Origin of the sequence: Azoarcus sp. PA01, from assembly GCA_001274695.2 — a bacterium.
Taxonomy (GTDB): domain Bacteria; phylum Pseudomonadota; class Gammaproteobacteria; order Burkholderiales; family Rhodocyclaceae; genus Aromatoleum.
Genome location: LARU01000002.1, coordinates 746,087 through 757,735, shown reverse-complemented (window position 1 = coordinate 757,735; position 11,649 = coordinate 746,087). Strand labels below are relative to the sequence as shown.

Sequence of the window (11,649 nt, the reverse complement as noted above, 5' to 3'; positions counted from 1 at the left end):
ACCGAATGTCGATTCTCATCAACAAAGACACCAAGGTCATCACCCAGGGCATCACCGGCAAGACCGGGATGTTCCACACCTCGAAGTGCCGCGAATACGCGAACGGTGCGAACTGCTTCGTCGCCGGCGTGAACCCGAAGAAAGCCGGCGAGGATTTCGAAGGCGTGCCGATCTACGCCACCGTCAAGGAAGCGAAGGAAGCGCAGGGCGCGACCGTGTCGGTGATCTACGTGCCGCCGGCCGGCGCCGCCGCGGCGATCTGGGAAGCGGTCGAAGCCGACCTCGACCTGGCGATCTGCATCACCGAAGGCATCCCGGTCCGCGACATGCTCATCGTGCGCAACAAGATGAAGCAGAAAGTCGCCAACGGCGGCAAGGAAACGCTGCTCCTCGGGCCGAACTGCCCGGGGCTGATCACGCCGGACGAGATCAAGATCGGCATCATGCCGGGTCACATCCACAAGAAGGGCCGCATCGGCGTCGTGTCGCGCTCGGGCACGCTGACCTATGAAGCGGTCGCGCAGCTGACCGAAATCGGTCTGGGCCAGTCGTCGGCAGTCGGTATCGGCGGCGACCCGATCAACGGCCTCAAGCACATCGACGTGATGCGCATGTTCAACGACGATCCGGACACCGACGCGGTGATCATGATCGGTGAGATCGGCGGTCCGGACGAAGCCGAAGCCGCGCAGTGGTGCAAGGAAAACATGAAGAAGCCGATCGTCGGCTTCATCGCCGGCGTCACCGCGCCGGCCGGCAAGCGCATGGGCCACGCCGGCGCGCTGATTTCGGGTGGCGCGGACACTGCCGACGCGAAGCTCGCGATCATGGAAGAGTGCGGCTTCAAGGTGACCCGCAATCCGTCCGAAATGGGCAAGCTGCTGAAGGCGATGCTGTAAGCACGATTCGCCCCGCGCAGTGGAAAAGCGCCGGCTCGACCGGCGCTTTTCGTTGCTGGGAGCCGGCAGGGAAAAACTGCTAGAATCCTCCGCTGCGCTTTTTTCCGCTTATCGTCCATCCGGAGTTTTTCATGGCAATCGAACGTACCCTGTCCATCATCAAGCCCGACGCCGTCGCGAAGAACGTGATCGGCAAGATCTACCAGCGCTTCGAAGATGCAGGCCTGAAGATCATCGCATCGAAGATGGTGCATCTGTCCGAGCGTGAAGCCGGCCAGTTCTACGCCGTGCACCGCGAGCGCCCGTTCTTCAAGGATCTGGTGTCCTTCATGATTTCCGGGCCGGTGATGATCCAGGTGCTCGAAGGCGAGAGCGCGATTGCGAAGAACCGCGACCTGATGGGTGCGACCGATCCGAAAAAAGCCGACGCCGGCACGATTCGTGCAGATTTTGCGGAATCCATCGACGCGAACGCGGTCCATGGTTCCGATGCGCCGGAAACGGCGGCCGTCGAAATTGCCTTCTTCTTTCCCGGCATGAACGTTTACACCCGCTGAACCCCTCACGGGGATAGCCCGCGCATCGGCCCGCGCATCTTATCGATAGCGGGCCGATTGCATTATGGGAGCTGTACGGAACGCAGATGCTTACACCGGTCAACCTGCTCGATTTCGACGTCGACGGTCTCGTCAACTGGTTCGCTGAACGGGGCGAGAAGCCTTTTCGCGCGCGCCAGGTGATGCGCTGGATGCACCGTTTCGGCGAAACCGATTTCGGCAACATGACCGACGTGGCGAAAAGCCTGCGCGCGAAGCTCGCCGAAGAAGCCTGCATCCGCGCGCCCCGGGCGATCCGCGATTCGGTGTCGGCCGACGGGACGCGCAAATGGCTGCTCGATGTTGGCAGCGCCAATGCGGTCGAAGCGGTGTTCATTCCCGAGACGAACCGCGGCACGCTGTGCATCTCGTCGCAGGCCGGCTGCGCCCTCGACTGCGCATTCTGCTCGACCGGCAAGCAGGGTTTCAACCGCAACCTCTCGGCGGCGGAGATCATCGGCCAGCTGTGGCTCGCGAACAAGCTGCTCGGCGGCAGCGCGTCACCGACAGCTTCGAAGGACGGGGACGGCGAGCCGGATAACGGGCGCGTCATCAGCAACGTCGTGATGATGGGAATGGGCGAACCGCTCGCGAACTTCGACAACGTCGTCACCGCACTGCGGCTGATGCTCGACGATCACGCATACGGACTGTCGCGCCGCCGCGTGACGGTGTCGACGTCCGGCATCGTCCCGGCGATGGATCGCCTGCGCGACGAATGCCCGGTCGCACTGGCGGTGTCGCTGCATGCGCCGGACGATGCGTTGCGCGACCGCCTCGTGCCGATCAATCGCAAATATCCGTTGCGCGAGCTGATGGGCGCATGCCGGCGCTACCTCGAACGGGCGCCGCGCGACTTCGTGACTTTCGAGTACGTCATGCTCGACGGCATCAACGACGCGGACGCGCACGCCCGCGCGCTGGTCGAACTGGTGCGCGACGTGCCGTGCAAGTTCAACCTGATCCCGTTCAATCCTTTCCCGGATTCGGGCTTTGATCGTTCCCCGGCGGACCGCATCCGGCGCTTTGCCGGCATCCTCAGCGACGCGGGCATCGTCACGACGACGCGCAAGACGCGCGGCGACGACGTGAATGCGGCGTGCGGGCAGCTCGCGGGACAAGTGCAGGACCGGTCGCGGCGCACGGTCAGGCTGGTGAAGTCGATGGAGGGCCGTTGAGGATGCGCGGGTTCGCGGTGCCCCTGCTCCTTTGCGCGGTCGTGTCCGGGCTGAGCGCGTGCGCGGCGCCCTCGGGTGCCGGGCGCCCGATCTCGGAGCGGCCGGTCTCCGACGTACCGGCGACGAATCCGATGACGGCGAGCGCCAAGGTCCACGTCGATCTCGGCATGGCCTATCTCCAGGTCGGGCGCTACGCGGTTGCGCTCGACGAGGCGCGGGCGGCGCTCGCGAGCGATTCCGCGTACGCGCCAGCGTACCACCTGATGGGTCTCGTCTATATGTTCATCGACGACCGCAACGCGGCGCGCGACAATTTCCTGCGCGCCCTGCAGAAGGCGCCGAACGACCCCGAATTCAACAACAGTTACGGCTGGTTCCTGTGCGTGTCCGGGCAGGAAGCGGAAGGGCTCGAACGGCTCATGCTCGCCGCGCGCAACCCTTATTACCGCACGCCTTCACGACCTTACGCGAATGCGGGTCTGTGCCACCTGCGGCGCGGCAACGACGCTGCGGCCGAGGCCGAGTTCGAGCGCGCCGTCGAGCTCGACCCCTCGAACGCGCAGGCGCTCTACCACCTTGCCGCGATTGCCTACCGGCGCGACGCCTACGAGCTGGCGCGGAACCATCTCGTGCAGTTGCACCAGCAAAGCGAGCCGACGCCGGAGTCCGTATGGCTCGGGGTGCGCACCGAACGCAAGCTCGGCAACCGCGAGGCCGAGTCGAGCTACGCGGCGCAGCTGCGCGGGCGTTTCGCCGACAGCGTGGAACATCGCGCAATGAATCAGGGAAATTACGAGTGAACGACGTTCATCGTGAAGAGAACATGACTGCGGGCGAGCCGGCTGCTCCAGCGTCTGTCGGAGAGAGCCTGCGTCGCGCGCGCGAAGCCCGCCGCGAAACCGTGGGCGATGTCGCGTACGCATTGAAACTGACGACCAGGCAGGTCGAGGCGATGGAAGCCGAGCGCTTCGATCTGCTGCCCGGGCCGGCGTTTGTTCGCGGCTTCCTGCGCAATTACGGGCGGTATCTCGGACTCGACCCGGCCGCGCTGCTCGCCGGCCTCGCAAAAAACGCCGCTGCGATGCCGGTCGAGCTCGCTCCGCTGTCGAATGCCGAAGGCGTGATGCCGAGCGGCAGGGCGACGCGCTCCGCTCGTCTGCCGGCGGCGCTGGTCGCCGGCGCCTTATTGACCGTTGTCGTCGCAGGATGGTTTTTCGACTGGTTCCAGATGCCGGACACTGACCCCAGCGCGGTCGAGTTGGCGCCGTCCGAAGGGGAGGCAACGCCCTTGTCGGTGCCGCTCGAACCTCCGCCCCCGGCCGAACCCGAGGTGGCGCCGCAACTGTCCTCGCCTGCTGCGGTGGCGCCGGATGGCGTCGCGACGAATGATGTGCCGCCGCCGGCGCCCGTCGCGGCGCCTTTGCCGGAAGCCGCTCCCGCGTCCGTTCCCGAAGACAGCGCGGCGACGAACGTTCCCGCCGCACTGCCGGGCGTCGAGCACCTCGTGTTCCGTTTTGCCGGTGAATCGTGGGTGGAGGTGCGCGACGCGAGCGGGACGATCATTTTTTCCGGCCTCAATGCAGCAGGCAGCACCCGTACGATCCAGGGCGAGCCGCCGTTCCGGCTCGTCGTCGGCAATGCGCCCAAGGTCACCGCGGAATTTCGCGGACAGCCGCTCGATCTTGTTCCCCATATTCGCGTCGGCGTCGCAAAGCTGACGGTGAAGTGAGCTGAAATGGCAACGCATTCTTCTTCGGGATCACTCGTCCGTCACAAGACCCGGCAGGTCAGGGTCGGGCGGGTCAGCATCGGTTCGGACGCGCCGGTGGTCGTGCAGTCGATGACGAACACCGACACCGTCGATGTGCTCGGCACCGCGATGCAGGTCGCCGAGCTCGCGCGCGCCGGCTCCGAGCTCGTGCGCATCACCGTCAATAACGAGGCGGCTGCGAAAGCCGTGCCGCATATTCGCGACCGCCTGCTGGCGCTCAACGTCGACGTGCCGCTCGTCGGCGACTTCCACTACAACGGGCACAAGCTGCTCGCCGAGCATCCGGCCTGCGCCGAGGCGCTGGCGAAGCTGCGCATCAACCCGGGCAACGTCGGCGCCGGCGCGAAGCGCGATCCGCAGTTCGCCGCGATCGTCGACATCGCGTGCCGCCACGACAAGCCGGTGCGCATCGGCGTGAACTGGGGCAGCCTCGATCCGTCGGTGCTGGCGCGCGTCATGGACCAGAACGCGAAGCTCGCGCAGCCGCGCGACGCGAACGCGGTGATGCGCGAAGCCCTCGTCGTCTCGGCGCTGGAATCGGCGGCGAAAGCCGAAGAATACGGGCTCGGGGGCGACCGCATCATCCTGTCGGCGAAAGTGTCGAGCGTGCAGGACCTGATCGCGGTGTATCGCGATCTGGCGGCGCGCTGCGACTATCCGCTGCACCTCGGGCTGACCGAAGCGGGAATGGGGTCGAAAGGCATCGTCGCCTCGACCGCGGCGCTCGCGGTGCTGCTGCAGGAAGGCATCGGCGACACGATCCGCATCTCGCTGACGCCCGAACCGAACGGCAGCCGCACGCAGGAAGTCGTCGTCGCGCAGGAGATCCTGCAGACGATGGGCCTGCGCGCGTTCACGCCGATGGTGATCGCGTGCCCGGGGTGCGGACGCACGACCAGCACGTTCTTCCAGGAGCTGGCGTCGGGTATCCAGTCCTACGTGCGGGACCAGATGCCGGTGTGGCGCGAACAGTACGACGGCGTCGAGAACATGACCGTCGCGGTGATGGGCTGCGTCGTCAATGGGCCGGGCGAGAGCAAGCATGCGAACATCGGCATCTCGCTGCCCGGCACCGGCGAAACGCCCGCGGCGCCGGTGTTCGTCGATGGCGAGAAAACCGTTACGCTGCGCGGCGACAATATCGGTACCGAATTCAAGGCCATCGTCGACGACTACGTGGCCACCCGATACGTGAAAAAGGCGGGCTGAACGTCAGCTTATGACAGAAAAAAAACCGATGATTCAGGCCTTGCAGGCCGTACGCGGGATGAACGACATCCTGCCCGACGAAGCCGAAGCCTGGGAGCATTTCGAAGACATCGTGCGGGACTGGCTGCGCAGCTACGGCTACCGCCCGATCCGCATGCCGATCGTCGAGCCGACGCCGCTGTTCAAGCGCGCGATCGGCGAAGTCACCGACATCGTCGAAAAGGAAATGTACTCGTTCGAGGATGCGCTCAACGGTGAACAGCTGACGCTGCGCCCGGAAGGCACGGCGTCCTGCGTGCGCGCCGCGATCCAGCACAAGATGCTGTCCACCGGCGCGCAGCGCCTCTACTACCACGGCCCGATGTTCCGCCACGAGCGGCCGCAGAAAGGGCGCTACCGCCAGTTTCACCAGATCGGTGTCGAGGCGCTGGGCTTCGACGGGCCCGACATCGATGCCGAACACATCCTGATGTGCGCGCGCCTGTGGGACGACCTCGGGCTCGAGGACGTCAAACTCGAGCTGAACTCGCTGGGTTCGCCGGACGAGCGGGCGCGCCACCGGGCGGAACTCGTCGCGTACCTCGAAGGGCATCGCGAGCGCCTCGACGACGATGGCAGGCGGCGCCTGCATACCAATCCGCTGCGCATTCTCGACACGAAGAACCCCGAGCTGCAGGACCTCGTCGACAACGCGCCCAAGCTGCTCGATTTCCTCGGCGAGGATTCGCTGAAGCACTTCAACGGCGTGCAGGTGCTGCTCAAGGACGCCGGCGTGCCGTACCGCATCAACCACCGCCTCGTGCGCGGCCTCGACTATTACAACCGCACGGTGTTCGAGTGGGTCACGACGCGGCTCGGCGCGCAGGGCACGGTGTGCGCGGGCGGCCGCTACGACAGCCTCGTCGAACAGCTCGGCGGCCGTGCGGCGCCGGCGGCCGGTTTCGCGATGGGCATCGAGCGGCTGCTCGCGCTGTGGCGCGAAGGCGGCGGCGAGGCCGAACCGGCCCAGCCGGACGTGTATGTCGTGCATCTCGGCGAGCAGGCGCAACGCCTCGCCTTTCGCGCCGCCGAGGCGCTGCGCGGCCACGGCTTCGCGGTGTTGACGCATTGCGGCGGCGGCAGCTTCAAGTCACAGATGAAGAAAGCGGATGCAAGCGGGGCACCGATCGCAGTCGTCATCGGTGACGACGAGGCAGCGACGGGGGAAGTTGGCCTCAAGCCGTTGCGCGGCCCCGGCGGCCAGCAGCGCGTCGCGCTCGACGGCCTCGCCAATGCGGTGGCCGAATGCCTGTTCACGGAAAACGAGGAAGAAGATGGCAGTTTATGATCTGGAAGAACAGGAGCAGATTTCCGAGCTGAAAGCCTGGTGGGCGCAGTACGGCAAGCTCGTGACGACGCTCGCGGTCGCGGCAGCGCTCGCGTCGGTCGGCTGGCAGGGCTTCAAGTGGTACCAGAACAAGCAGGCGAGCGAAGCCGGCGCGCTGTATTTTGTCGTGCAGCAGGCCGCCGAGCGAGGCGACGCGCAGAAGGCCCGCGAAGCCGCCGGCCAGATCATCGAAAAATTCTCCGGCACCGCCTATGCCGAAATGGCCGCGTTGCTGTCGGCAGGCGTGCAGTTCAGCGCCGGCGAGGGAAAGAACGCGCGTGCCCAGCTCGAGTGGCTCGTGGAGCACGGCGACGACGCGGCGCTGCGTGACATCGCGCGGCTGCGGCTCGCGAGCGTGTTGCTCGACGAAGGCGCTCATGCCGAGGCGCTCACCCGGCTGCAAGCCGAGCCCGATGCGGCGCTGAAAGGGCGTTTCGCCGACCTGCGCGGTGATGTGCTCGCGGCGAGCGGCAAGCCTGACGAGGCCCGCAGCGCCTACCAGGGCGCGTTGGACGCGATCGCGCAAGGCGGCACCGAAGGCGGCGAGACGCTGCGCGAAGTGGTCCGCGTGAAGCTTCAGGCGCTGGAGGGCTGAGCGATGACGCGTCCTCTGCTCACCCTGCTGCTCGCGGGCTCGCTCGCGCTTTCCGCCGGCTGCTCGTCCCTGAATCCTTTTGCCTCGGCCACGCCCAAGCCCGCCGAACTCGTCGCGTTCAAGCCTTCGGCCGAGCTGCATACGCTCTGGCAGACGAAGATCGGTTCGTCCGGGCCGTACGTGCTCCAGCCGGCGGTCGTCGGCGACGCGGTCTATGCGGCGGCGCATGACGGCACGCTCGCGCGCTACCAGGACGGCAAAGCGGTGTGGACGGCGAAAGTCGGCAAGCGCCTGTCCGCGGGAGTCGGCAGCGACGGCCGCCTTGCAGTCGTCGTGACGACCGGCGGCGAAGTGGTCGCGTACGACGCTGCCAGCGGCGAACTGCGCTGGCGCGTTCCGGCCGGTGTCGAAGTCCTCGCCCCGCCGGCAGTGGCCGACGCGGTCATCGTCGTGCGCGCGTCCGACAGTCGACTGATCGGGCTCGATGCCCGCGACGGCAGTCGCCGCTGGGTGTTCCAGCGCCCGACGCCGCCGCTAGCGCTGCGCAGTTTCGCCGGCATGACGATCGAAGGCGGGGTGGCGCTCGTCGGCTACCCGGGCGGCAAGCTGGTCGCGATCAATCTCGCGAACGGCGGGCCGATGTGGGAGCTGACGGTGGCGACGCCGCGCGGCGCGACCGAACTCGAACGCGTTGCCGACGTCGCCGGAACGCCGGTGCTCGGGCGGCGCGAAGTGTGCGCGGTGGCCTATCAGGGACGCGCGGCGTGCTTCGACGCGACCAACGGCAACGCGATCTGGTCGCGCGAGTTCTCGAGCAGCGCGGGCATGGATCGCGACACGCGCTTTGTCTACATCACGGACGACAGGGACGCAGTCCACGCGCTGGACGCGGGCAGCGGCGCGAGCGCGTGGAAACAGGATGCGCTGGCGCGACGCACGGTATCGCGCCCGCTTGTCGCCGGGAACTTCGTCGCCGTCGGCGACAGCGAAGGTTACGTGCATCTCCTCGACCGCGAGAGCGGTGCCTTCGCGGCGCGCGCGCGCGCCGACGACAGCGCGATCGTTGCCGATCCGCGCCGCTTCGGTGGCCAGGGTTTTGTCATCCAGACGCGTGACGGCAACATCCGTGTCTTTGAAGTCCGCTAGGCGGGAATGAGCACTTGAAACCCACAATAGTTCTGGTTGGCCGGCCCAACGTCGGCAAGTCCACGCTGTTCAACCGGCTGACGAAAACCCGTGACGCACTCGTGGCCGACCAGCCCGGGTTGACGCGCGACCGCCACTACGGCATCGGCCGCGTCGGCGACCGCGATTATCTCGTCGTCGACACGGCCGGCTTCGATCCCGTCGCCAAGGACGGCATCATGCACGAGATGGCGCGGCAGGCCGAGCAGGCGATTGCCGAGGCCGATGCGCTGCTGTTCATGGTCGACGGCCGCAGCGGCCTCACGCCTCATGACGAGCAGATCGCCGCGCGGCTGCGCCGCGCCGGGCGCCCGGTCTATCTCGTCGTCAACAAGTCGGAAGGCATGGAGCGGACGATGGTCGCGGCCGAATTCCATGCGCTCGGACTCGGCGATCCGCTGCCGGTTTCCGCGTCCCATGGCGAAGGCGTGAAACAGCTCCTCGACCTCGTGCTCGGCGCGTTTCCGCCGGATGCCGAGCCCGAAGAAGACGAGGGGCGCACGCCACGGATCGCGATCGTCGGCCGCCCGAACGTCGGCAAGTCGACTTTCGTCAACAGCCTGCTCGGCGAGGAGCGCGTCATCGCGTTCGACATGCCGGGCACGACCCGCGATGCCATCGCGATCCCGTTCGAACGCGACGGGCGCCGCTACACGCTGATCGATACCGCCGGGCTGCGCCGGCGCGGCAAAGTGTTCGAGGCGGTCGAGAAGTTCTCGGTGATCAAGACGCTGCAGGCGATCGAGCAGGCGAACGTCGTCGTTCTGGTGCTCGACGCGTCGCAGGACATTTCCGACCAGGACGCGCATATCGCGGGCTTCATCCTCGAGGCGGGCCGCGCGCTGGTCGTCGCGGTCAATAAATGGGACGACGTCGACGACTACCGTCGCGAGCTCATCAAGCAGGACCTCGCCCGCAAGCTCAGTTTCCTGTCGTTCGCGCGCTTTCACTACATATCGGCGCTGAAGGGCGCAGGCGTTGCCGCGGTGATGAAGTCGGTCGACGCGGCCTATGCCGCCGCGATGATCAACCTGTCGACGCCGCGCCTGACGCGCACGATGCAGGCGGCGCTCGCGAAACAGGCGCCGCCGCGTCACGGTGTGTTCCGGCCGAAGATGCGCTATGCGCACCAGGGCGGCAACAATCCCCCGGTCGTCGTCATTCACGGGGCGGCACTCGATCATGTGCCGACCTCGTACGTGCGCTATCTCGAACGGACCTTCATCGAGGCGTTCAAGCTGCAGGGGACGCCGTTGCGGATACAATTCCGTACTGCGCACAATCCGTTTATAGGGAAAGAATAGGCTCCGCACCGGGAGGACGTGCCGGCGCCAATATTGCGGCGCAGCATAAAATCCTTTACATTCACAAGAAGATAGAGCTTCGAGGTTTTAAAATGAGCAATAAAGGGCAACTTCTACAAGACCCGTTTCTGAACACCTTGCGCAGGGAGCATGTGCCGGTCGCGATTTACCTGGTGAATGGCATCAAGCTGCAGGGCCAGATCGAATCCTTCGACCAATACGTCGTTCTGCTGAAGAACACGGTTACCCAGATGGTGTACAAGCATGCGATTTCCACGGTCGTGCCAGCACGTCCGGTGAATATCCAGCAGCAGGATGCGGGTGACGGCAATAGCTGAGCTGCGACCCATCAAGTTGTCATTCCCGGCTTTGTCGAGTCTCCATGTTTGAGCGTCCTGCTTCCGGTGAGCGGGCGGTTCTTGTTCAACTCGATCTGAATCAGGGCGCACTCGACGAACGCCTTTCCGAACTCAGGCTGCTCGCCGTCAGCGCAGGCGCGAGTGTCGAAGCGGTCATCGGCGGGCGACGCGCCAAGCCCGATCCCGCGCTGTTCGCCGGGCGCGGGAAAGTCGACGAGATCGCCGAGGCGTTGCGCGCTCATGACGCCGACCTCGTCATTTTCAATCATGCGCTGTCGCCGGCACAGCAGCGCAACCTCGAGCGCTCGCTCGAATGCCGGGTCATCGACCGCACGGCGCTGATCCTCGACATCTTCGCGCAGCGCGCGCGCAGCCACGAAGGCAAGCTGCAGGTCGAACTCGCGCAGCTCGACCATCTGTCGACCCGGCTCGTGCGCGGCTGGACTCACCTCGAGCGCCAAAAAGGCGGCATCGGCCTGCGCGGGCCGGGCGAGACGCAGCTCGAAACCGACCGTCGCCTGCTCGGCATGCGGGTCAGGACGCTGAAAGAGCGGCTCGCGCGGATCGAAAAGCAGCGGCGCGTGCGCCGACGCGGCCGGCTCGGGCGCGGCGTGCTGTCGGTGTCCCTCGTCGGATATACCAACGCCGGCAAATCGACGCTTTTCAATGCGCTGACGAAAGCCGGTGCGTACGCGGCTGACCAGCTGTTCGCGACGCTCGACACCACTTCGCGCCGCCTGTATGTCGGCGAGGGAGGCAACGTCGTGCTCTCGGATACCGTCGGCTTCATTCGCGATCTTCCGCATTCACTGGTCGCAGCCTTTCACTCGACGCTCGAGGAAACCGCCAGCGCCGACCTGCTGCTGCATGTCGTCGATGCCGCCAGCGAGGATCGCGAGGCGCAGGTCGATGCGGTCAACCGCGTGCTCGTCGAGATCGGCGCGGGCGACGTGCCGCAGATCATGGTGATGAACAAGATCGACCTCACCCAGGCCGAGGCGGCGGTCAATCGGGATGAGTATGGTAAGATCGACCGCGTTTTTTTGAGCGCCAGGACAGGCGAAGGACTGGGCCTGCTGCGCGATGCTCTGGCCGAAGCGGCACGCACGGCCGCGGCTGCCCCGGAAGATCCTGCGGGATCTTCGCCGAATCTCATCGACATCGATCCTATTCAAACGTGATTACAG

Annotated in this window: 12 protein-coding genes; all 12 read left to right on the top strand. The window is 66.1% G+C overall.

Annotated elements, in window-relative coordinates; translation table 11 throughout:
• The first annotated feature begins 5 nt into the window (after positions 1-5).
• The 12 genes from sucD (at position 6) to hflX (ending at position 11,643) form a co-directional block, all read left to right on the top strand.
• Positions 6-899 carry a succinate--CoA ligase subunit alpha gene (gene sucD, locus PA01_04545; GenBank protein ID KON80983.1) on the top strand — a complete coding sequence of 298 codons (894 nt, stop codon included), beginning with the start codon at positions 6-8 and terminating at the stop codon, positions 897-899.
• Between the two features lie 131 nt (positions 900-1,030).
• On the top strand, positions 1,031-1,456 hold the full coding sequence (gene ndk, locus PA01_04540; protein KON80982.1) for a nucleoside-diphosphate kinase: 426 nt from the start codon (positions 1,031-1,033) through the stop codon (positions 1,454-1,456).
• Between the two features lie 86 nt (positions 1,457-1,542).
• Complete coding sequence (gene rlmN / locus PA01_04535; protein ID KON80981.1) at positions 1,543-2,673, top strand: 23S rRNA (adenine(2503)-C(2))-methyltransferase RlmN; 1,131 nt, start codon at positions 1,543-1,545, stop codon at positions 2,671-2,673.
• 2 nt (positions 2,674-2,675) lie between these two features.
• The gene (gene pilW / locus PA01_04530) at positions 2,676-3,473 is read left to right on the top strand and encodes a type IV pilus biogenesis/stability protein PilW (protein KON82305.2); all 798 of its coding nucleotides are present in this window, start codon (positions 2,676-2,678) and stop codon (positions 3,471-3,473) included.
• Entirely contained in the window at positions 3,470-4,402 is a 933-nt protein-coding gene (locus tag PA01_04525) for a helix-turn-helix domain-containing protein (protein ID KON82304.2), read from the top strand. The genes pilW and PA01_04525 overlap by 4 nt, the downstream gene beginning before the upstream one ends.
• Positions 4,403-4,408: 6 nt before the next feature.
• Positions 4,409-5,653, top strand: coding sequence for a flavodoxin-dependent (E)-4-hydroxy-3-methylbut-2-enyl-diphosphate synthase (gene ispG, locus PA01_04520; GenBank protein KON80980.1), 1,245 nt, complete (start codon positions 4,409-4,411; stop codon positions 5,651-5,653).
• Between the two features lie 28 nt (positions 5,654-5,681).
• Positions 5,682-6,980 (top strand): histidine--tRNA ligase, encoded by a 1,299-nt coding sequence (gene hisS / locus PA01_04515; GenBank protein KON82303.1) that lies wholly within the window; start codon positions 5,682-5,684, stop codon positions 6,978-6,980.
• Positions 6,967-7,614: a tetratricopeptide repeat protein gene (locus PA01_04510; protein ID KON80979.1), complete on the top strand. Its 648-nt coding sequence runs from the start codon at positions 6,967-6,969 to the stop codon at positions 7,612-7,614. The genes hisS and PA01_04510 overlap by 14 nt, the downstream gene beginning before the upstream one ends.
• A 3-nt stretch (positions 7,615-7,617) precedes the next feature.
• Positions 7,618-8,760, top strand: coding sequence for an outer membrane protein assembly factor BamB (gene bamB / locus PA01_04505; protein ID KON80978.1), 1,143 nt, complete (start codon positions 7,618-7,620; stop codon positions 8,758-8,760).
• Between the two features lie 14 nt (positions 8,761-8,774).
• Positions 8,775-10,103, top strand: coding sequence for a ribosome biogenesis GTPase Der (der, locus tag PA01_04500; GenBank protein ID KON80977.1), 1,329 nt, complete (start codon positions 8,775-8,777; stop codon positions 10,101-10,103).
• A gap of 92 nt (positions 10,104-10,195) precedes the next feature.
• Entirely contained in the window at positions 10,196-10,441 is a 246-nt protein-coding gene (gene hfq / locus PA01_04495) for an RNA chaperone Hfq (GenBank protein ID KON80976.1), read from the top strand.
• A gap of 44 nt (positions 10,442-10,485) precedes the next feature.
• Positions 10,486-11,643, top strand: a complete 1,158-nt coding sequence (gene hflX, locus PA01_04490) for a GTPase HflX (protein ID KON80975.1) — start codon at positions 10,486-10,488, stop codon at positions 11,641-11,643.
• The last annotated feature ends 6 nt before the right edge of the window (positions 11,644-11,649 follow it).

What these genes read in the sequence shown, in the direction of transcription:
- PA01_04510 (KON80979.1), top strand. Translation starts at nt 6,967, where the DNA reads ATGGCAGTTTATGATCTGGAAGAACAGGAGCAGATTTCCGAGCTGAAA.
- hflX (KON80975.1), top strand. Translation starts at nt 10,486, where the DNA reads ATGTTTGAGCGTCCTGCTTCCGGTGAGCGGGCGGTTCTTGTTCAACTC.
- bamB (KON80978.1), top strand. Translation starts at nt 7,618, where the DNA reads ATGACGCGTCCTCTGCTCACCCTGCTGCTCGCGGGCTCGCTCGCGCTT.
- rlmN (KON80981.1), top strand. Translation starts at nt 1,543, where the DNA reads ATGCTTACACCGGTCAACCTGCTCGATTTCGACGTCGACGGTCTCGTC.
- hfq (KON80976.1), top strand. Translation starts at nt 10,196, where the DNA reads ATGAGCAATAAAGGGCAACTTCTACAAGACCCGTTTCTGAACACCTTG.
- sucD (KON80983.1), top strand. Translation starts at nt 6, where the DNA reads ATGTCGATTCTCATCAACAAAGACACCAAGGTCATCACCCAGGGCATC.
- hisS (KON82303.1), top strand. Translation starts at nt 5,682, where the DNA reads ATGATTCAGGCCTTGCAGGCCGTACGCGGGATGAACGACATCCTGCCC.
- ispG (KON80980.1), top strand. Translation starts at nt 4,409, where the DNA reads ATGGCAACGCATTCTTCTTCGGGATCACTCGTCCGTCACAAGACCCGG.
- pilW (KON82305.2), top strand. Translation starts at nt 2,676, where the DNA reads ATGCGCGGGTTCGCGGTGCCCCTGCTCCTTTGCGCGGTCGTGTCCGGG.
- ndk (KON80982.1), top strand. Translation starts at nt 1,031, where the DNA reads ATGGCAATCGAACGTACCCTGTCCATCATCAAGCCCGACGCCGTCGCG.